Raw genomic sequence first — 20432 nt, 5'->3', positions numbered from 1 at the left:
CGCCCTCGCGCTGGCGTCTTGTGGCCAATCGGCCCCGAGAGATAACAGTGATATGCCTAAGCAAGCAGAGCACGACACGGCACCGTCGATAATTGACTTCGAAGGCCAATGGCGTGTGGTGAGCATCGACGGCGAGACGCTCCCCGCAAACCTTCGCGATGGGAAGCCGCCACAACTTTCGCTGGCGCGCACCAGTATCGGCGGGAATCTTGGTTGCAACAGTTTCGGCGCTCTCTCGCTCTATGTCGACGGGCGTATTGCGGCACATAGCTGGTCGAGCACGGCGATGTATTGCGGGGATATTTCGGAGCAAGAGCAGGCGCTATCTGGCTTGCTCTTCGGCCACCCGACAGTGACTAAGGAGGGTAACGAATTACGCATCCATACATCTGATCACGAGGTGATTTTGGCCGACCGGTCCGTGCTTGGGCCATTCTCCCCCGACCCCGCGCCTCAGACAATTGCTGCAACTCGCTGGCGCATAAACTTCATCGACCAAAAAGAAGCAAGCTCGAGCCCTCAGGATCGCATCCTCGAATTCACCACTACTGGCTGGCGCGGCTTAGCATCTTGCGCAACTTTGTTTGGCACATTCAAGCGTAGTGATGATCGGCTTATCATCGCCGACGAGATCGGCACCACCGAGCAGAACTGCCGCGCGGATCACGCCTCGCTTGATGACCGGTTTGCTGCGCTGATGAGGTCAGATCCGCACTATCTAGTCGGACAGAATGGCGAGCTAATTATTATGGGCGGTGGTCATGTCCTGACCGGTGGCCGCGCCGAATGATGCGCGCCGCAATGCCTTTAATTCTTTTCGCAGGGTTGGCGGCGTGCGCCGACACCTCAACAGAGGTGCCGCTTTGCTCTTTTGACGAGAATGGCAAAGTCATTCTCCAAAGCGGCGAAGCCAAGGCGGCTTGCGTGGAGTCAGCGCCCATTCCGACGGGCGCAACGCAGGAGACAACCGGGCGAATTACGATCCTAGAGGCTCCGCTCCCTAAACCATTTTCGACACTGGCTGGCGACAGCAGTAATTCTGTGACGGTGGAACAGAGTGGACCTGTGGCTGAGGCAATGCCGGCGGAGCTTTCCTATTATATCCGCGCTTTTCCCCGGGCCAAGGAACCAGCCGGAGATGTGCTGTCCTTGGGTAGCGAACATACCGTCATTTTGCGTGACGGCTGCTTTTTCCTAGACCGGGAAGGAAGCGACGACCCGCTTGTCCAATTTCCGTTTGGCACAAGGATCAGCGTGGACCCTGAAGGTTATCTTGCCTTCAATACAGGCACCACTGTCTCTGTGCGGGTTGGCCTGCCTGCCCAGACCGGCTGGTTTACAGAGCCGTATGATGCGCCCGAAGATGTGGCCGCCATATGCAGGGCTAACAAAATGGTTGGGGTTACGACTGTGTCTAATCCATTCGCATATCCCGAACGGTTCAATCCCGCGCTTCGCCGATACGGAGAACGAAGCGGCGCAACGCCGCCGCAAATTCTCGCGCGGGCCAATCAATGCGCCATTCGCCATGCGCAGCGCGAAGCAGATCGGCGTCTGGGTAGAACGACCGACGACCCGATAGATTGTAGTCGGTTTTGGAATTTTTGACGGGAGGAGAATACCGATGAAGCTATTTCCAGTGCTCATTCTGGCTTGTTTGACTGCATGCACGGAGAGAGAACCGAAAAACGGCGTAATGGGCAATGGAAGCTATCGCTTCGTTGAAATTGCTGGGCAGCCGGTGCTGGAGCCATCTCCGGAGTTTGCATCCCGGCCAGCACCCTATCTCAGCTTTGCACAAGACTCCGGTAATGGAGCGACTACCATAACCGGCTATTCTGGCTGCAACGAGTTTAGCCGTGTGATTGATGTGCGCGATCCGGAAACCAATCTGCAAGTCCAAGCGACCGACAACTTCTGCGGAGAAGACATGACGGTTCAGGAACTGCACATTCTGGAGATACTGTCCGGCTATCCTAAATTTGGATTTGACGATAACATCCAGACAATGTGGGTGACTGGCGAGAACGGGCGCAAACTGGTCGGAAAGTCGATTGGCCGGGTTCGGGCTAGTCCCGAAGGTAGCTGGACTGTTGCAACAATCAACGGAGAACGCGCACCGCGAAATTCCGAAAATTCTACAATTACTGTTCTGATAAACGGATCCCAAATCCAAGCGACATCTCAATGCATCACATTTCGTTGGGATTATGAATTACGCGATGCTGCGCTAAAAACGACGGGCGCACCATTGCTGGATGAAAAAGGGGATCCGCGACCAATGTGCGCAAGAGGTCTGAGCGATCAGGAGAAGAAATTTGCCGATGTCATCGATGACGCGATATCGTTCGGCTTCAATAGCAGCGATCAGATGGTGATTAATTCGGCCAGAGGCTCTCTAGCAATGGAGAAACGGTAAGCTCTATCACGTCTTCTCCCACTACAGAACAGTCTGAGTCTATTAGAGCCTAGTGGCAAACACCACACATAGGTCCACTTGTCTCCCGTAGCTGAATATGCGTCCGGATTTGGGTCGTTAGCGGAATGGCGGCTTGCAAGCTGGAGTTCGCTGAAAGCGGACTGTCAACAAACGGCCCAAATGCAGCCGTTCGATTTTGGCTTTTGGAATTACCGCTTCCCGCCCCAGTTTCGGTCATTCGACAACGGTTGATTGGTAGTGATCGTCTAAAAGCCGACAGTCCGCTTTTGACGCAGCGATCAGCCAAACTCAAACGCCGTCATCGCGATACATCAACATTCTATCTAAATAGTGGAGCAGGGGATTGCAAAGGACGCTCTGTCCATCGCAGGCGCGTCCCACTTTTTGTGGGATTACCTTACACATGTCTTACACACTTACACAAAACCTTACACAAATTTGACTTGACCAAAAAATTATATCTTGTTATCAGAAGCTTACGGTTGTCTCGTCCCACTCAAAATCCCGTTCCGCAAGGAGTGTGGGTTCGATTCCCACCGCCCGCACCATCTAAATTAGCAGGCTCCGATAGGCCCACCGAACGGTGGGTAGGAGCCTGCATTAGCGGATCGCTCGGGGACGCACGTCCCGCGCTCCGCTCTCGCGAAATGACAATCGAAGAGTATTGTCATATTGGCCATAGAAATCCCGGACGGGATTTGGCCATCGCCACGAAATTTACGCCGCGCAAGGTAAGCACATTAAGCGGCTATTTTCGCTTTTTCAGTTTCCTGTGCTTCTTTTTGGGCTTCGCCAATGGATCGGCGCGCACGAGTGTCAAATCGATGAAGTGCCCGCGCAGCCAGTCGATCATGTAGTCACATGCATGTTCAGCGGCATATGAACGTCTTGTCAGTTCTCTCAGCTGGAGTTCGAGAACATGTAAGGCAGCAAGCCAGTCCGGTCGTTCTTTTATGAGCCTGGTGATGATCAGGCCGATTGCGCGTCCTTTCTGCCAATCCGGCAGGTCGGTGCCCCAGATCAAGAGCATGAAATTCTTTACCGTCTCGATATGCGAGATCATCTCTGCCTTGGGTCCGCCGATATAACGGATGGCAGCCTGAAAATATTCGAATGCATATTCATGCTCGCTTGTCAGTATTCCGGTCAATACATGCGCATCGAGTGATACATGTCCGTGCCGGCTGACAGCAAGGCGGGCAACCGATAGGTTATAAAACTCCATGGGAATGATATCGTTAGCGGCCAGGTTTTTGGCGACCGTTTGAAGCCATACACTCTTCTCCACGCTATATTGAGCGGCGAGTTGACGCACGTTGAGTTCGTCGGACAACAGCAGACAATCCTGCGAACGGGCCAGCAGGATAGGATCGATCAGAAGTCCGGCATCAAAGTCGGTGAGCTGCGATCCCAGATCGAGATCATCGGTTTGGTCGACGGGCATAGCTGTGCAATGTTCTTGAACTTCGGAAATTGCTGCGTCGATTGCCGCAACTGCAGCTTGACCGTCTTCTACCGTGTGAATCGTGCGATATGCCTGCCCGTCATCATTATGGCCGATCGTCATAAATTCGCGTTTGCTGTTGAATTCAGCCTCGGCTCGCATTTCGAGCAGTTCGTCAAATACGGATTGCGGAATATAGAGTTCGCCAAACCACTCCTTGAGCGGTGCTAGCAGATCCAGGCAATGTGCGCGCCAAACGGTCAGTATGTCGAGCACCGCGCCTTTGGCTTTTCCATCTGCCGCGTGTTTTTCGGCATCAATGCGTTCCTGCTGTAAACCGGTACATGTGCGCACATCTTCGCCGATGACTGCGAGATGATCGGCCATCTGGATGACCTTCTTTCGGACCATCGGTGCGACCGCGCTCAAGGGCAGGGGGTTTTCAAGATACATGTCGATAATCGACCGACCACGTTCATCACTGTCCTTGACCATGTCGAGAACGGGTTTGGTATCCCCATCCTTCACGGTCAGCGAAAACATCGTATTTTCTTCGGGAAAGCGAGACCCATGCGTGGCCATGATATCGTGCAGCAGCCAGATATATTTGTGTTTCAGCTCCGCGACCTTGTATTTGAGGTCCGGTCCCATGTTCTGCGGCAGGGTTAGCTCATCGCCAACTTTTTTGCCCTGCAGCGCCTCTGCTAAGGCATGACCAGCTGCAAAGTTGCTGATCCCGCTTGCGGATTTGTCAGATAATATGCCTTCGACATCCTTCTCGCCTTCCTCACCTGCAAGCCTGAACCAGAAACCCTCCTTGGCCGGGCCAGCTCTGCCGATATGCGACGGCATCTTGTCGTCAGCAAAAATCAGGCCCGGATAGGATGAGACGATTTCTCCGTCGCCCCGATTGGTCGATGCAATTTCAAAGCCCAATTTGAGGGCTCGTTCAGTCGCTCCAAAGCGCCGTAGCAGCTGCGCCAGACGCAGCTTGTCGAGCGGATGACCAACCATATTCGTTTCATCTAGGCCGCAAATATGAAGTGAGGCCTTGTTGGAATGGTTGCTTCTTTCCAGAGCGCTCTGCAACAACAGATGCGCCCGAAGATCAGTTGGATCATCGGCAATGGCGGCTCTCAGATATCGCTCGGCAGCCTTGACGTCGCCGCGGCCATGTTCTGCCGCGCCCGCCAGTCTGGCGTAGCGGGAAGATGCCAGCAGTTGCGGCGTAAGCGATTTGAAAAACTGGCTCGAACGGGAGCGCGGTTTGGCATTGGCAAAAGCCAATGCCAAACCGCGCCAGTGGTTCGGTTTCGACATCGATGGCAACATAACCGTCCAGCGCTTCGATCACGGCGTCCCATCGCTCTTCGAGGTGGGACAGATGGGCGAACATCGCGCGGTGCCCAAAGTTGATCTTGCTGCTAAGCAGTGTCCGCGCCTTCTCGAAGACTTCCTCGAATTTTTCGCGGTCGGAGCGCCGGTAGACATCGGCAATTGCAACATGAATGGCTATCGATTCAGGCCACCGCTTAAGCAAATTGTCCGCGTCTAACGCCGGGTTCAGCGTTTCGTTGTGCGCATGTTTGGCGCGGAAGACCATCGTGTCATATTGCTCTTTGAGCTTCTCGTTGAGCTGCGCGCGCCGCTCATCGGAGGCGTAATCCAGGATTGCCTGCCAGTCGGGTATCGCCGACCAGATATGCAAGATCATCGAGGTTTTGTCGAGCCCGTCTGGCAATGGCTCGACAAGCTCGAGAGCTTTCTGCTGGTTGTTCTGATCGCTTGCGACCTGGACACAAACAGCGCGTGCTTCGATATCGTTCGGATTAACCGCGAGCATCTCATTGCCGATCCGCTCGGCATTCTCATAGTCTTTCAGCGCGCGATAGGCTGTGACAAGATTGCAGCCGACGACCAGATAGGTGTTTTGATCGGCGTTTTCAAAACCCCGTGCCTCATCCCAGGCTTTTTGCAGCAGTTCCTGCGCCTGTTTGAGATATCCGAGACGTTCGGATGTCAGGAGCGATGAACGCTCAAATTCTCCATCGCCAATCGCTTTTTCTAGCAGCGCTTCGGCAGCGCTGCGTGCTGCCCCGGAATCGCTGGGATCATCTTCCCAAGTCTGAATGGCCAGATCCTGCCAATCCTCTATCCGACCAGCAGATCTCAGAAAGTTGCAGCAGTATAGCCGGACCGTCGAGTTTGTGAGCAGGTCAGCCGGGACCAGCTGATAGGGATCGGGCGGATCGTCCATCAACGTAGCTGCTTGAAACATAAAACCAGCCGCGAACTCGTCGGCCGGATCGGCTTCCAATCGGGCCTTGGCCCATTCAACGGATTCTTCGAACCGACCGAGCAATTGCAGTCCGAGCGTCCGGTTGGTTGCTACTTTCGGATCATCCGGATTGATTTCATAGGCCTTGAGGAGCAACTCGCCGGCGGCTTTCTCATCGCCAAGCCTTTGCTGCGCCAGACCGATGTTCGCGCATACGCGCGCGCGAATTGCCTTCGAATGATTTTCGGTGAGTTTGTCCTGCAGCTTTTCGAGCAGGTCGAGTGCAGTTTTAGGCTTCCCGCTATTGAGAATATCTCGATAGACGTCAACCTGCGCATCCAAATGCTCATCCATAGCATCGCTACGTCCTGCATCCGGAGAAACGGAAGCAAACATGGCCTGGGTTTGTTCATGCATCCTGACGAGCTGATCAGCGGTGCCTTGGAGTCGGTCATGGCTCTGCAAAGATTCTTCGCCGAGCTCTATTAGGCGGTCGGTTGAGGCACTGTGACCGGGATCGAAGGCATCCAGTGTTGCCTTGTCGGCACGTATCTTGGGCTCCAGTGTATCCCAGCCCCAGACCTGGACATCGATCTTGCGACCCAATGCCGCTTGTTCCTGCGATATCGTGGTTGCGATCTCGTCATAGAGTGGGTCATCGCGCGCAGTTGTCACGATGATATATTCGGTCAAATGCGGTGTGACATTCAGCGCCTGTTTGGTCTCATCGCGAATGATCTTCTCGGTCAGCTTGCCCCCGCGGGTAATCAGTTTGCACTGGATACCGACAGGCTGGTTGGGGTCGCGGTCGCGGCGTCCGGTAATGTCGAGCCCGGACTGCGCCTTGCCTCTTGTTCCGACCAGCTTGACATTGGGATCGCTCAGCAGCCCGGCAAACAGGATGACACAATTTTCTTCGAAGTCTTTGTCGTCGGAAGGGATTCCGATAATATTTGATGCAGGCATTTATTTTCGCAATCCGAGCGCCCTGAGCCACGCATCGATTTGACCAAATGCGTCCTGCTGCCATTCATCGGCGCTGCGCTCTCCGAGGATGTCGGTTTCAGCCACGAAATTGCAGACACTTGTCGGACCATAGCTGTCGATGGCCTCGAACTTTTCGTTGATGGCCTGATAGCCTTCTGCGCCGCTGGATTCCGCCAGAACCGGCTGACATTCCTCGGCTAACGCGTCTATTCCATCGGGGTAGTTGCGGATGCAATAATAGACATCATAGGCGTCTTTTTGTTTGTGGCGACCGTTGAGCGCGTGACCTTTCATCGCCAGCAATGCGGGGATGGTGCAGACGGCGATTTCGACGCGGTTCTTTCCGCCCGTCGGCATGTCACCTTCGACCTTGATGAACTCATGAAATGCGATGGCGAGATCCGCGCCGTCTGCTTTTTGAACGGCAAAATTCTCAATGAATTTGGGGCCGTTCTTTGCCAGCACGGCATCCTTTGGCATCAGGAAATCGACAATCACATTGATCGTTGCCGAACCGTCTTTGGGTTTGATCGGGCGCATGAGCTGGAAGCGCTGGAGATGTTTGGATTGCAGATATCCCTGTCCGAGCAGCTCTTCGACAAGCAGAGCATACTCGCCATCAGCCAACGCGACCGGGTCCAGTCCAAGGTCAACATCGATCGTACCGACATGCGGCATGTCTTCCTGATCGAGCAGCAACCACGGCACCGATCCCCCGATGATGGCAAACTTACCCTTGTAGCTTCCCAATATCTGCCCAAGCTCGACTATGACCGATTTGACCGCCTCGGTCGTGCGGTCTTGATAATCCGTTGCCGACTGCGGTTCTTTGTTTACTGCCATTGCAACTTCGCTTTCCGCAGATGCTCGGCAGCTTCGCGGCCCCGTTCACCCGAGTTCATGAGATCAAGGTAGGTTTGCACGGCGCTGGTGCAAATGACGTGCTTGCTGAACCGCTCGATATCGTTGAGCACGCCATCTTCATTCGGCACGCAAATCTCTATGTTCGGCCCCTTAAGCGGTTGCTGCAGGTTAAGGCGTTTCTGCAATGCACCAAGGCCGCGTTCGTCGGCATAGAGATAGGTTTTTCCTGCTCGGGCATAGGGGCCGAGCCAGTCTGCAGCGGTGTAGGAACCGAATACGATTTTGGGATCGGGATAATCGGCCATCAATTCTTCGATTGTGTTGATCAAGGCGCTGCCATGTAGGTGCGTGTATAGCTCGACACGTTCGCCGTCCGGCTGTTCGTATTCTTGCGACCAGGCATCGAGCAAACCGTCCGGATCGGTCAGATACAGGCCATTTCTTGACTGCACGGCCCATTCCCGTTCGCGCAGAGCTTGTCCGACTTCACTGACATGCCCGACGCTGGCATTGGCGGTTTCCGCCAGCTTTGCAACACGCCAACGCCGTTCGGGATCGTTCAGCAGATTGCGCAGGATATTGGCGGCTTTGGGTTTGAAGATCGATCGTAGCGACCGTTGTTCGCCTTTCGGTGTCTCATCGGTTTTGCGATCAATGTAGACCGAGCCAAATTCCAGATGCACATTACCGACAAAGTCGAGATAGCCGAATCTTTCAGCCCGGCATAAATCCTGTGACTTCGGCGAGAGGTAGGGCGCTATGATGACCGGATAGGCAGTGTTGCCGAAGTTTCGTGCGAAATGGTGGAGTTGGAATATGGCATTCCGGATGTGCCGGGGCTGGCCATTCGATTTTACTTCGCACGCGAGGTGATATTTTTTGCGGGCGTGCTCCAGCTCCACGAGGAAGTCCAGGATGACATCCTCGCTTGCTGGCTCGCGTTTGATATTGATGATTTTGATCGCATCGATCGCCGACAGCAGGGCAACCAGCTCATTTCTGGCCTCTTCTTCAATTTTCATTGCTTCGCTGTGTTTCATCGTTCGGTGAATATACCAGAAACAGTGAAAATGCAATTAAATTTGCGATTCTTCGTTCATCGCAGAATCTTCTATATCCACAAGCAGTTCAGATAGGGGGTAAGTCCGTAGGTTAGACGCAGAAGGAAATCGAGGTTTGCATCTAAAATTCGAAATCCTCATCATATAAACCATCCTCACAGTTCTCAGGCTTGAAAGTGGGGAGATTTGGCCGAGCTCCAAATTTATGCGCTATATGATAGTCAATCTTTTTGGGAGTGCGCACCACGCGGGCTGTAAAGACCGGTGATGTCGCAGCGTGACGCTCAACCAGTTGATCATGCGCGCGGTCCTTGGAAAACGCGAGCCGATAGGCGAAACGCGATGTGTGGCGATTGATCTTTTGGATTTTCTTAACATCTGAAATTCCGCGAACCGGCGGCACCTGACCGAGACGCCGCAACCGTGTAGCCCCATGCAAGACATGGACTGGTGTGAGCGGGAAAAAGAGCTCAATTCTGCTGTTTTCTATATAAGGGTGACGAATACCCGGATCGGAAGGATCAAAATAGAGCACCGGATTGTCTGATGTCAGAAAGCCCGTTCCTGTGTCATCGCGCAGGATCTCAAAACCGAGTAGCCGCGTCATATCACCGAAACGCCGCATATCTTCGCTCATCGTGCCAAGTGTCCGTTGCCGGTCTATTGTCACCTCGACAGTATCGAGCTCGTTCTCATAGCGTTTCATCTTCTCGGGCAGCTTACCCATATCGGCAAATGCCTTAAAGCTCGTCCGTGTCTCTAGCGCCATAAGCGATTCCTGAAAATCGCGTGCTGCTGGAACACGAGTCCGCATCATTGTCATCATCGCATAGAGATAGTGGAGACAATTGCGGTCAAACCTTTCGGCATTCAACGAATTCACAACCTTCGGCCAGTGCGTTTCCACTGTTCCAAATAAATCCTCGAAACTGTCATTATCCCGCGATCCATCTTCACGGATCTGGCTATAATAGTAATTTTCGAAGCCTATCTCTTTTGGTCGGATATGCAGGGGATCGGTTGGATTATCGCTGCGATAGGCATGGAGCCTTCCTGCTTCCTCGGCCCAGCTATTCAAATAGGTGACGGAGACAAAATGGTGGCGCTTGCGTTCGCCAGACTGTTGATGTGAATTCCCAGTGATCATACCGCCGACAATGAGGGATGGGCGAGTTTTCTACAATCTCTTCTCATTCAAACGCATAATGCGCAGGATTAAAGCCTCGAATCCCGGCGCGCTGTTTCCTATATAGCCATGATGAAAGACCGTGTTAATCTTAGACTTCGGCGTTACTTGACTGCGAACGATTTTCGCGATGAGTTGAAACAGCTTCGCGCCTATCGGGGCAGCTTTCACGGCGATGATCTGTTCGATTGGTTTGAAAGCACCGGACTGATTACCCCTATTTTGCGCCTGGCGTGGCCCGAAGAGATTGCCCGTCGCTGGTGGCGTGAAGGTCACGAATGGGCGGGAGAGATGCGCGATCCAATGGCCCCGGATGGTGATTTACTGGATGCCGCCGAAAGTCTCGATAGGGCTTTGTCGCGTAGCGGAATGCGCGGTGCCCGTGATAATGCACCGCACCCTTTCGATGACCCTGATCCTCGCTGGGTGCCATTTCTGCAAACGCAGGAAAGCCAGAGTTTCACACCGCGCAGTGAGCGGCGTTTTTCGGTGGGAAATGCACGCGATGAAGTCTGCTATGACCGCAACCATGTCCGCGATTTTTATACCGCGTGGCAAGTTCTTGCCGCTGCCGAAATCGCAGATATGGGGATTTTCTTCCGCGTCAATATGACCGATGACGAGATTGCCGAAGCGGCCCACGAAGCTATTCGGAATGGCAACAGACCTGACGGTCCAGCATTTGAGCTATTTGCGCCGAGCCGGGCGCTGCGCGCACTGAGTGAACACCGCGCACCGCTCGATGCCGCGATCTGGGCTTCCGAGGAAGGCGAAATTGCATTCTTGCGGGCTGCAAGGGGGCATGGTGGTGGCCGCATACAACTGAGCGAACCCGAGACAGCAGAGTATCACGCAGGACGTATCGCTGCTGCTCGTGCGGCTATGGCGCGTTACGAATGCAGCGTTGAAGATGTTTTGGTGCTGTGCGGTTTTCTGGGTCGGCAATGGGGCGAATGGGACCGGGAAGGTCGTCCGCTAATAGCTGAAGCTTATAAAATTCATCTGGCAGCGGCGGTGCGTATGATTCAACTCGCAGAAGATATGATGTTTGAAGACATTGCCGAACGGGTTGGACCGGCGGGGAGCCGGGTCGGACCATTATTGCGGCAGGTCTGGCCCGACTGGGCTGCTGAACAGCGCCAGAAGATAGTCATGACGTTGCGGCCGTCGCTCCCTCACTCCGGCCCCGGTGCGGTGAGCGATAGTGAACTTGAAGCATTTGCACAATTTCTTGAAGACGAACGGCAGGATGGATTTTTCCTCCGGCTCTCGTCCTTCGAAAGTCATGCGTTTGATGGTGATGACCCGTCACCGCTGAGCGGTATGACAAGCGACCTGCAAAGTATCGCGGTGGCCACGGAACATGCCGTGCGGGCAATGGGAGGAATGGGCAATCAACTATACATGATGTTCAAACAACTATGGGCGGGAACAAGCGTCGAACCGCTGCTCAAATCAAATAGCCCGCTGGCGCGCAATGCGGCCCTGATGAAGGACTGGCCCGCACTTAAAGCGCAAATCGCGGCGTTAAGTGATACTGGTGAATCTGGCGCAGTCGCCGCCAGATTTATCATGGCGCACCGCATTCGAGGCGCAGTTCATGTCCCGGTTCCGGAGGACGATCAGTTAGAGCTTGAACGCCTGTTTGTACAAATCATGGCATCGGCTGCCATGACGCACGCCCATCTTGCGCGGGAAACTGCGCCAACTAGGTAAGAACAATCTTACTCTATCCCTTCCAGTCCATCTAGCATCGTAATCGCGTCCTCAATTAGTTTCTTCACAATGATGGGGGCTGGTTGGTCAACTAAACCGCTACGCTTAAGCGCCTTGGCGTAGTTTGATCCTCGCGCATGGGCTGCGCCAGTAGATCGCAGGCCTTGAATTGTCCGTAGCGCGGCGATGTCCCGCTCCACATGAGGATAGCTGATATTTGTCAGATAGCGCTCCAGTTTTGCAATGCTTCGTTCACCGGGCACTTGTGTCGAAAGTTTTTCATCCAACTTGGCGTCATTTAGGCTGTCGATTAGGATTTTTGCGAGACCCACCAGTTGCGCATCAAGTTCGGCAGGATTGTCGCCGGTTGGAACGTGAAGCTTGGTCAACAAATGTTTATCGCTGGTTGCCAACGGTCGCAACAGCGGCCAGCCATGTATTTTTAACCAAGTTGCGTTGAATCGTTGATAGGCCGATTTGAACCGGTGTTCTGGCTGCTCCCCATCGGCAAAGCGTGCGTCGAAACTGCGGCTTTGCGCTGTGCGGCTCATTGTGCCGTCCGGTAGAATGTTGTGAGCACGCCAGTGCAATTGCTCAGAATATGGCAGATCTCTGCCAAGATCGCCTAAGAATACGATGACGCGGTCACTATGATCGTCATCAATTCGCAACACCCAGTGAGGATCGTTGCGCACCATCCCGTCACTGACTTCATATTTCCCCGGATTGTGAAAATAGCGGTCGAGGACTTGTCGCTTGAAACTAACTGATGTCAGATAACTGGGGGCATCACGGTTCTTGCCAAATAGATTGGCAAGGCCAGCGGGGTCGGCAGAGTATTCTCTGGCTTTCCCCATATCATCTTCACCGATGATGAAGGAGGCATATGTGTCTTTATCAGCATCAAGTTGACTCTGGGTTTGCCTTTTTGGTGGTTCCAGCAGCCTTTTGCCGCACAAGCGCGAAAGCGGTGCGCCAATGTCATCAATCGAGCCAAAGCTCCAAGTACGATCGGCTTCTCGTACATCCACGTAGCGCTCTGACTCCGGCAACGGGTTATCGCCAACGCCTTCCAACTTGACGATATGGTCAAAGTAGATGGCTAAGTACATCTGCCGCGCCTGTAGGTAAGCCAGCAACGGACCTTTGCGTATTCGCACTTCCTGCGGGGAGACGGTTACCACAGTTTCCTCGTCCCCATTTGAATCGCTGCGAACCAAACTGCCATTTTCGCCGGGAAACAAGTTGAGAAACAGCCGCGCATCTTCTGCAAGTTCAACGAAAAAAGGACCACTGCCGCGCTCGCGAGCGATGATGATAGGCTCGTACCCATCATCTTGAAATCGCTCGTATTGAATTTCAGCATCGTCACCCTGACCGTAAGTGACGATAGAAGGACGCATGTCTCCCCAATGCAAATCCCACGTAAAGTCCTTGAGCGCCGTTGGCGCTTTTTCTGGCGCGATCAGGCCGCTGAACCAGCTTTCCTCTCCTTCACAGCGGAACAGTGTAATCCAAGGAGTATCGAACAGCATGTCGATAGCATCGCGCCGAGCCTTTTGAGAAAAGTGGTCTATGTCCTCACGGCTCATAGTGACGCCTTTTGAAGGTGACATCATCGCTCAAGATACGGACTCATGCGCGAGTTCATTCAAGGTGCCCCTGATTCTTGTCCCTTGATCCGCATCCATCCCGATGTTTTCCTCCATTCGCCGGATTGTCGCAAGTATCTCATCTTGATCAAGTTCGGGAAACACTCTCGTCGCAGCAAACAGTTTTGGCACTTGCGTTTCGAGTATCACGCACAATGACTTTTGCTCTTTCATGCTTCGCACTTCAGATAGAATGGCCGCTAGTACCCAACGAGTGATTATTGTTAACGTTGTAATCTGAATGGGCAGGGCGTCGGATTCAGCTTTGAAGTTCAGCCGGCTAACAAGGCTCCGCGCAAAGTCTGGCCCCCATATCGCAGCGATAGATTGCGCCGCGACGAACAGGAAGCTGTCGTGAAAATCTTCTCCTGTTTCGCCAGAAAACGGAATCAGAATCTTAGTGTCACCGTCCTCAATCTGGTATTGCTTGGTGCAACCGTGAAGCATGAGGTAGAGCATGAACAGTGATCTCGTGACGAAGTTCAAGTCGAGCGCGGCTTCTGCTTCCTTTGATCGCGCAAGGAAGTCTTGAAACTGCTCAATCCCACTCCAAAGCGCTGACTGATTTCTCTGAAACTCACTTTCAGAAATCGCCTGCGGCGGTATTTCTTTGTTAGGTTCTGAAGGCGATGGGACTATTTCATTATCTGACAGTCCGGTATCGTCTTGATCTTCGCCAAGGTCGAGCCCCTTGGCACTTGCCGCATCATCTGCATCCACTTTGTCGATGGAATCGATATTGACCATCCCGCGCAGGACAATTTGGAGAAGAGATTGCAAAGCCGGATTTTCACCATGAGCAAGGCCAGCCGATTTCATGCTAGCCGTCAAATTTAGCGCTTTCCGAAAATCTTCTGCTGTAGCAAAATCCCGTCCAGTGACACTTGGGGCGTTGCTTCGCCCTCCAGCTGCGCGAACTCGTTCCAACGAAGGGCCGATCTTGCCATCGTCTTCGAGCAGGAGATGAATGTCTCTCGCAAGGCCGATGAGATCAGCATCACCGTTCAGCACAGCATCAAGCTTTCTGCGGAGTGAATCGGCAATCGGAAATGGGGCGAACCGCATCAACTCTTCTGGACTGGCGATGATCATCGGGCGGCTTACGCGCCCATCGGCAAGGCAAATCCTAGCGACATTTGAGTCCAGGGTGGCTTCGCCGATATCCGCGAGCCAAACTCCGTCTGAACGTTGAGACAATTGAAGCACCAAATGACCCACTTTAATGGACGATGCAGACCCAGAAAAATCTGGAGCAGGAAACCAGAATAGCGTGTTGGCCCGGCGCTCTGCCGATCCGGCGGCAAAACTGGCGGTATCTGTTGCTGTTTTTAGTTTTTCTGGCGGTGCCGCGATGTCCGCTATAGAAATTTTGGATTTGAACGAGAGCTTCAACATTTTTTTCACGGTTCCGCGAGCCAGCTTCCGGTAAAGCAAGCATTCGTGGTTAGTCCCGGATCTACCCGGAACACCCAATGCGGCGACCGTGCAATTCGCGCTACCTAGAAAAAGGAAGTCGTGATCCTGACCGTGGAAAAGGAACATTTTAGCATGGAGAAAGCGATCAGTAACATCGCCAGCGGAGCCAATGGGATGAAATTTCGGTGACAGTAGATCGCCGATTGCCGTCACCGGAAAGGTCGATGATCGAGATGCGCTTCGGTTGTTCAGAGAAAGAAAAATTCGCAAGTCTGGGTCGCCTACTTCGGCGCTCAAGCGCTTCAATGCTGAAAGCTGCTCATCCCAATAGGGCGAAATAATGGTCAGCCTTTCGATAGGCTCGTCGATAAGACTGAGCATCCTGTCATTCAGCCCAGCCGTGCTGGACGGGTCGGAAAGCAACAGGTCTATCTCCGATCCATCGGACAATCGGAATGGGTTATCACCCTCCAGCATTTCATCATTGATCCATGGCGATTGGCTATGAATTAGCTCAAGCTTATAGGCCAGTTTGCTATCATCATTTGCTTCGAGCAATGACGCTAACCAGTTGTGTGCCCGGACGATCAGCGTTCGGCTGATTTCATTGTCATCGCCCTGATCCCGAGCTTGCCATGTTAATGCGGACACCATTTCAAGATTGCCCGCCCAACCGGCGGCGGTAACGTTCGCAGACCCGATTATTAGTCTGGCTTTGGCTTTGCCATAGCGCAGGGCCAATTTTGGATGGAAACATGCTGTTGTCGCAATTGGGGCAATTAAGTACTTTCGACCTGCATGCAGGAATGCGTCCGGGATCGTTTCAAGCGATTGATTTAGCATCGATGCATCTGCAATGAGCAGGTTGTTCTGGCATCCCATCCCGCGCAACCTCAGCTGTAAACTCGAATCGTAAAAGGCCGGATCGACGCTAAACGTTGAGAGAATAGAACTGTGGTAGCCTCCCTGCTTGAAGTCATCAAAGAGGCTATGCGGCATTAAGAAATTCCGTACCTGCGGCAGTAATTTTTCCCGATTCCGGATCGACCAAATTGGCATCCTGAGCAAAAGTCAGCAGATTGAAAATCCTTGGCGTTGTGTAGGTGTATTCTCCGTATTCGCCATCCACCAAACAACCATCGTCAAGCAAGAACCGATAGGTAAAACGTCCGCCCGTTGCGAGTTTCTGACCTGCGATCATTAGATGGTTTGAGACCACAAATTTCTTGATCAGGTCGGCAATAGTTTCTCTGGCATTGGCATTCTGGTTGATATCCAAAAATTTGAAAACACCTTCCGCCGACCGGCCTTCGGTTGTTACCAAGGTCAATTTGTCACGGACTTCGGCTTCACCGGTCCATCGCAGCCAAAGGGAGAGCAGGAGCTTGGCGCTGCCAGCGATAGCTTCTGCGTCTGGGCGCTTCTTGGTTGAAGTTACAGCCACTAATTCCGATCCTAGATCATGTTCTGATTCAAGGTCTTTTAGAGCTAGCTTCTTGGCGAAACTCGCGGTGGAAACCTTAGCGTCCGGAATGGCGATTGATGCGAGGTTGTTTGCCAATTTTTCCACCGGCGAGGGTTCTTTGAGCTGGTCTGAGAGCCCGACAATCGCATTAACCCAGACTTCGAGCGCGATATGGCAAAATTCGTTGACAAAATATGCCCGCCACTCCGTTAAGTTTTCAACGGCTTGCGGAGCTTCACCAAGCCTTCCTGACTGCACATATAGTTCTCGACGCAGATCGAATCCTCCTTCTGCGTTAGCAACGACAGCTAACATATTGCGCAACGTAATGCGCCTTGGTTCAGAGGTAGGATCTTCCTCCCGCCCTCCTTGTATAAATTCTTTCAACAAACGGCCCTCTTCACTATTCGGGTCGAGATACGAAGGGTGAAGTGCCTCGGAAATTTTTTCACAATCTTGCCTTGATATACCGCCTGTTTGCACGGCCTTCAAAAATAGCTCGCAGGCTTTTGGATGTTCTTCCTGAACTGCCAATCCAAGGGCTTTACCGGCAGCTTCCGTAACACCAAATACGCGAGGAGAGTCGTCATCGACTCTTTCAATCAGTTTCATTTCCAGCATACTTGCGGTGTAAAATTGGCCGAAATTCCCAAACTTGGCTTTTAGGTATTGTCCATCTTTTCCTGGGCGGTTTGTCGGTTTGATGAGGTCGAATTTTTTTACTGAAGAATCAGCTGCGGCATTGCGCCACCAATCTGAACCAGCCATGCCAGCGGCTTTGGCGGGATCACCGATAAGGCAAGCCAGTGCAATTGCTGCTTCCGAACGCCGGATGAAGGGTATCCATTTTTCTTCTTTGGAGGTGTGGTGAATTTGCTCGAATTGCCATAAAACCCAGCAATAGAACGAGTAGTATCGAAGCCGGTTGGTCACATTTGTAAGCCCCGGAACAAGCGAAGTGTAAAGCCGAACCGACGCCGCTTGAAAACCGAGCGGATCACGTCCAGCAGAAAAGCTGCCCGGTTTCGTCCAATTGGCTATTTCTGACATATTCCCCCTACTTCTCCGTTTTCGTATCTATGTCGCAAAGTAAATCATGTGCAACTGATCACTTTCTTTCTGATTTTCCTGAATAAACTTCCGCCAAGTTCAGATTTGCTATCTGGTCGGCGCGCGCTTGCTCCATTAAGCTGCCTTTTCCGTCTGTCTTGATATAAAACCGCCAATCTCGCGAGCTGAACTGCGAGGTTTTGTATCAATTGGATGATCGTAGCTGAGGCTCGCACTAATCCCGTGCAAATTTCAATAGCGGCTTGATGTCCTCACGGTCCGCTGCCTGTAATGCTGCGATATAGGCTTTGCGGGTTGCGCTGGCATCGGTCAGGCTTGTTCGCCCCCATGTAAATGGGGGCTGGCCCAGTTGCATCGCGAGATAATCTCCTGCCATGCGGGAATGGCGTCCATTGCCGTTGGGGAAGGGATGAATGGAGACAAGCTGGTGGCTGAACCGGACCGCGATTTCATCGGGCGGGTAGGTTTCATTCTCTGTCCAGAACCGGACATTATCGACAAGCTGGCGCATTTCGGTTGGGATCAGGTAGGCATCAATCCCGATGTTGCGCGGGCTCTGGCGATATTTGCCCGCCCATTTCCAGACCTGCCCGAACATCTGTTTGTGCAGTTCCTTGAGCAGCGCATCATCGAGTATATCGGCATTGCGCTTTCGCCCGTACCAGCGGCTTGCCTCGGTAATGTTGATCTGCTCGGCTTCGTTGAGCTCGCTGCGCAGGGTGATATAGGTCGGGATTAGCTGTTCACGCTCTTCCTCTGTTAAAGGTGTGTTGGCTTCATCATCACCATCAAACAGCGGATCGGTCATTCATCATCCCATAAATGGCTAATCGGTTCTGCCAGAATGTCTCTGGTCATGCGTTCGAGTTCTTCGTTCATTTGCGCTTTGGTCATTGACTGATTTTCCAGCAGCATACCATGCGATATGGTGCCGATCTGGTCATGGGCTTTGCTGCGCGCGCGATCCTCTACGATCTGATCGAGCGGCTTATTGGGAACAAATGCATAAACCAGCGTGCAATCCAGCGCTTCAGCCGCTTCTCTCAGCGTTTTTAGTGTGGCTCCGCCATGCGCTTCGGCCCGTTCAAGCGGGGTGATGCGCGACTGGGAAAACCCCAGTCTGCTGGCAAGCTGACGGCTCGACATGCCCAGCGCATCGCGAATGGCACGTATCCAGCCGCCTGGCGGTCTGGTAAGATTTGTATCACGCAGAAAACCCAGGCGTTTATCGAGGTTTTTGCGGGCGAGCCCGGCTCTTTTTGCATTTGACATATCTAATCTCCGACTCCTGTCTAACACTTATAAATGTTCAAATCAATAATTATTGAACATATTTAGATATTAGATATTGTGAAAAATGAACATATATAGATATTTGATTATGAGCGTGCCTTGATATGAAACCGCCAATCTCCGGGGCTGGACTGTGAGCTTTTGTATCATGCAGAGGAGCGTGGCTTGTTCCCTGACAGAGGTAGAAGGTTTCAGGAACATTGTGTGAAATTGTGGTTGGGGGAAGGCCTTCCCCTGAGCCGGAGCCGCTGCGCTGTCTCCGGCTACCCCTTCTGCGGGGACACCCCGCAACGCCCCGGATAATGAGCGGGATTTTTTAAGGACGCACTCTTTCCCGCTTCGCTCCTTGAGGGTGCGGCTTTTTTGTTCTGACCCGCAGGCACTCTTGCCTCTCTCCTTGCGCGGTGGGCGCTGGCGCACATCACCGCGCGGCGTCGCGCCGTGCAAGGGTGCCGTTCTTGTTTAGGCCGCTTCGCGGATGAGAGGATCGCGATGGATAGCGATTGATAAGGACGGCGCAGAGGCGCCGGCGTTGTTTTCCGGCTCCGAAGAGTCGGGGTGGGCGGCGCTCCCGGCTAGGCCCGCCGCGCTCAGGCGCAACCCCGCCCTTCGGGCGGGGTCTTCCACTTTGTTTCAGCCCAGCGACTGCTTTTCAATGCAGTCAAATAAGCAATTCTGTGCGCCTGACCGCTTGATGCGGGCCTTTCTGGTCGCTCTTGCCGCCCACCCCGCCTCTCCGGGGCCGGTTGCGGCAGTTTTGGGGTGATGGAGGCGGTTATGTTGCATGAAAATTCTAGGGTGTCGGATAGCGGCACGGGCAGGAATGCGAAGGCCAAGCGCGCTTCGCGCGCGGCGCATAAATCGCGCCGAGGCGGCAGGGCCGCGACTAAAGTGTCACTTTATGATGAAGTGACCGCGCAGATTGTCGCGCAGCTTGAGGAAGGCGTTTTTCCTTGGGTGAAGCCTTGGAACAGCGGCAACGCCGTAACCGGATTGCCGCGCAATGCGATTTCGGGGCGGCACTATTCGGGCATCAATATTTTGATATTGTGGGGTGCTGTCATTGATGGCGGCTATCCCTCGCAGGATTGGCTGACATTCCGGCAAGCCTTGGCCGCTGGCGGATGCGTCCGCAAGGGCGAGAAGGGCCGGACGATCTTCTATGCCGACCGCTTCACCCCCGACGAGGACAGCAAGCGAGAAGGCGAGGGCAATAAACCTCGCTCGATTCCTTTTCTCAAACGCTTTACCGTATTCAACGCCGCGCAGTGCGATGGCTTGCCCGAGCGGTTGACTGCTGAACCCGCGCCTTTGCCGGAGCGTGAGTTGCATGATCAGGCCGAGGCTCTGATTGCGGCAACAGAGGCGGATTTTCGGACGGGCGGGACCAAAGCCTTTTACAATGTGGGCGCGGATTTTGTGGAGGTTCCGCCGCAACCGGCATTCGCTCACCAGATCGACTATTACCGCACGGCTTTGCACGAACTTGGCCATAATGCCGTAACCGGGATTATGCCGCATAGCCTCCACTGGGGGTTTAATTTCCGGGCTTTGACCAT

15 protein-coding genes are annotated in these 20432 nt (G+C 53.3%); 5 read left to right on the top strand and 10 right to left on the bottom strand.

Annotated elements, in window-relative coordinates; all coding sequences use genetic code 11:
- Nucleotides 1-52 precede the first annotated feature (52 nt).
- The 3 genes from V7676_RS17165 to V7676_RS17155 are packed head-to-tail and all read left to right on the top strand — an operon-like array spanning nucleotide 53 to nucleotide 2419.
- Nucleotides 53-790: an META domain-containing protein gene (locus V7676_RS17165; protein ID WP_335660821.1), complete on the top strand. Its 738-nt coding sequence runs from the start codon at nucleotides 53-55 to the stop codon at nucleotides 788-790.
- An 11-nt stretch (nucleotides 791-801) separates the two neighbouring features.
- Nucleotides 802-1608, top strand: a complete 807-nt coding sequence (locus V7676_RS17160) for a hypothetical protein (protein ID WP_335660820.1) — start codon at nucleotides 802-804, stop codon at nucleotides 1606-1608.
- Nucleotides 1609-1624: 16 nt separating this feature from the next.
- Nucleotides 1625-2419 (top strand): META domain-containing protein, encoded by a 795-nt coding sequence (locus tag V7676_RS17155; protein WP_335660819.1) that lies wholly within the window; start codon nucleotides 1625-1627, stop codon nucleotides 2417-2419.
- Between the two features lie 769 nt (nucleotides 2420-3188).
- Here the strand turns inward: V7676_RS17155 and V7676_RS17150 are convergent.
- The 5 genes from V7676_RS17150 to V7676_RS17130 form a co-directional block, all read right to left on the bottom strand.
- Complete coding sequence (locus V7676_RS17150; protein WP_335660835.1) at nucleotides 3189-4271, bottom strand: PIN domain-containing protein; 1083 nt, start codon at nucleotides 4269-4271, stop codon at nucleotides 3189-3191.
- A gap of 730 nt (nucleotides 4272-5001) precedes the next feature.
- Nucleotides 5002-7128, bottom strand: coding sequence for a tetratricopeptide repeat protein (locus V7676_RS17145; protein ID WP_335660818.1), 2127 nt, complete (start codon nucleotides 7126-7128; stop codon nucleotides 5002-5004).
- Nucleotides 7129-7992: a hypothetical protein gene (locus V7676_RS17140; RefSeq protein WP_335660817.1), complete on the bottom strand. Its 864-nt coding sequence runs from the start codon at nucleotides 7990-7992 to the stop codon at nucleotides 7129-7131.
- A complete protein-coding gene (locus tag V7676_RS17135; protein WP_335660816.1) occupies nucleotides 7983-9035 on the bottom strand; it encodes a type IV toxin-antitoxin system AbiEi family antitoxin in 1053 nt (350 codons plus the stop codon). The genes V7676_RS17140 and V7676_RS17135 overlap by 10 nt, the downstream gene beginning before the upstream one ends.
- A gap of 160 nt (nucleotides 9036-9195) precedes the next feature.
- Nucleotides 9196-10221, bottom strand: a complete 1026-nt coding sequence (locus V7676_RS17130) for a DUF4238 domain-containing protein (protein WP_335660815.1) — start codon at nucleotides 10219-10221, stop codon at nucleotides 9196-9198.
- Between the two features lie 147 nt (nucleotides 10222-10368).
- Between V7676_RS17130 and V7676_RS17125 the strand changes: the two genes are divergently transcribed.
- Nucleotides 10369-11976: a hypothetical protein gene (locus tag V7676_RS17125; protein ID WP_335660814.1), complete on the top strand. Its 1608-nt coding sequence runs from the start codon at nucleotides 10369-10371 to the stop codon at nucleotides 11974-11976.
- Between the two features lie 8 nt (nucleotides 11977-11984).
- On the opposite strand, the gene V7676_RS17120 is transcribed toward V7676_RS17125, so the two are convergent.
- From V7676_RS17120 to V7676_RS17100, 5 genes are all read right to left on the bottom strand, one after another.
- A complete protein-coding gene (locus V7676_RS17120; RefSeq protein WP_335660813.1) occupies nucleotides 11985-13568 on the bottom strand; it encodes a hypothetical protein in 1584 nt (527 codons plus the stop codon).
- A gap of 30 nt (nucleotides 13569-13598) precedes the next feature.
- The gene (locus V7676_RS17115) at nucleotides 13599-16043 is read right to left on the bottom strand and encodes a hypothetical protein (RefSeq protein WP_335660812.1); all 2445 of its coding nucleotides are present in this window, start codon (nucleotides 16041-16043) and stop codon (nucleotides 13599-13601) included.
- Nucleotides 16033-17442: a hypothetical protein gene (locus tag V7676_RS17110; RefSeq protein WP_335660811.1), complete on the bottom strand. Its 1410-nt coding sequence runs from the start codon at nucleotides 17440-17442 to the stop codon at nucleotides 16033-16035. Before V7676_RS17110 ends, V7676_RS17115 begins: the two co-directional genes overlap by 11 nt.
- A gap of 352 nt (nucleotides 17443-17794) precedes the next feature.
- Entirely contained in the window at nucleotides 17795-18388 is a 594-nt protein-coding gene (locus V7676_RS17105; RefSeq protein WP_335660810.1) for a mobile mystery protein B, read from the bottom strand.
- On the bottom strand, nucleotides 18385-18852 hold the full coding sequence (locus V7676_RS17100; RefSeq protein ID WP_335660809.1) for a mobile mystery protein A: 468 nt from the start codon (nucleotides 18850-18852) through the stop codon (nucleotides 18385-18387). The genes V7676_RS17105 and V7676_RS17100 overlap by 4 nt, the downstream gene beginning before the upstream one ends.
- A 798-nt stretch (nucleotides 18853-19650) precedes the next feature.
- Here V7676_RS17100 and V7676_RS17095 point away from each other — a divergent pair.
- Nucleotides 19651-20432, top strand: a 782-nt coding sequence (locus V7676_RS17095; RefSeq protein WP_335660808.1) for an ArdC family protein, incomplete at its 3' end; no start/stop codon positions are given.

This window comes from Parasphingorhabdus sp., assembly GCF_036963805.1.
Taxonomy (GTDB): Bacteria; Pseudomonadota; Alphaproteobacteria; order Sphingomonadales; family Sphingomonadaceae; genus Parasphingorhabdus.
This window is presented reverse-complemented; position numbering and strand designations above follow the sequence as displayed.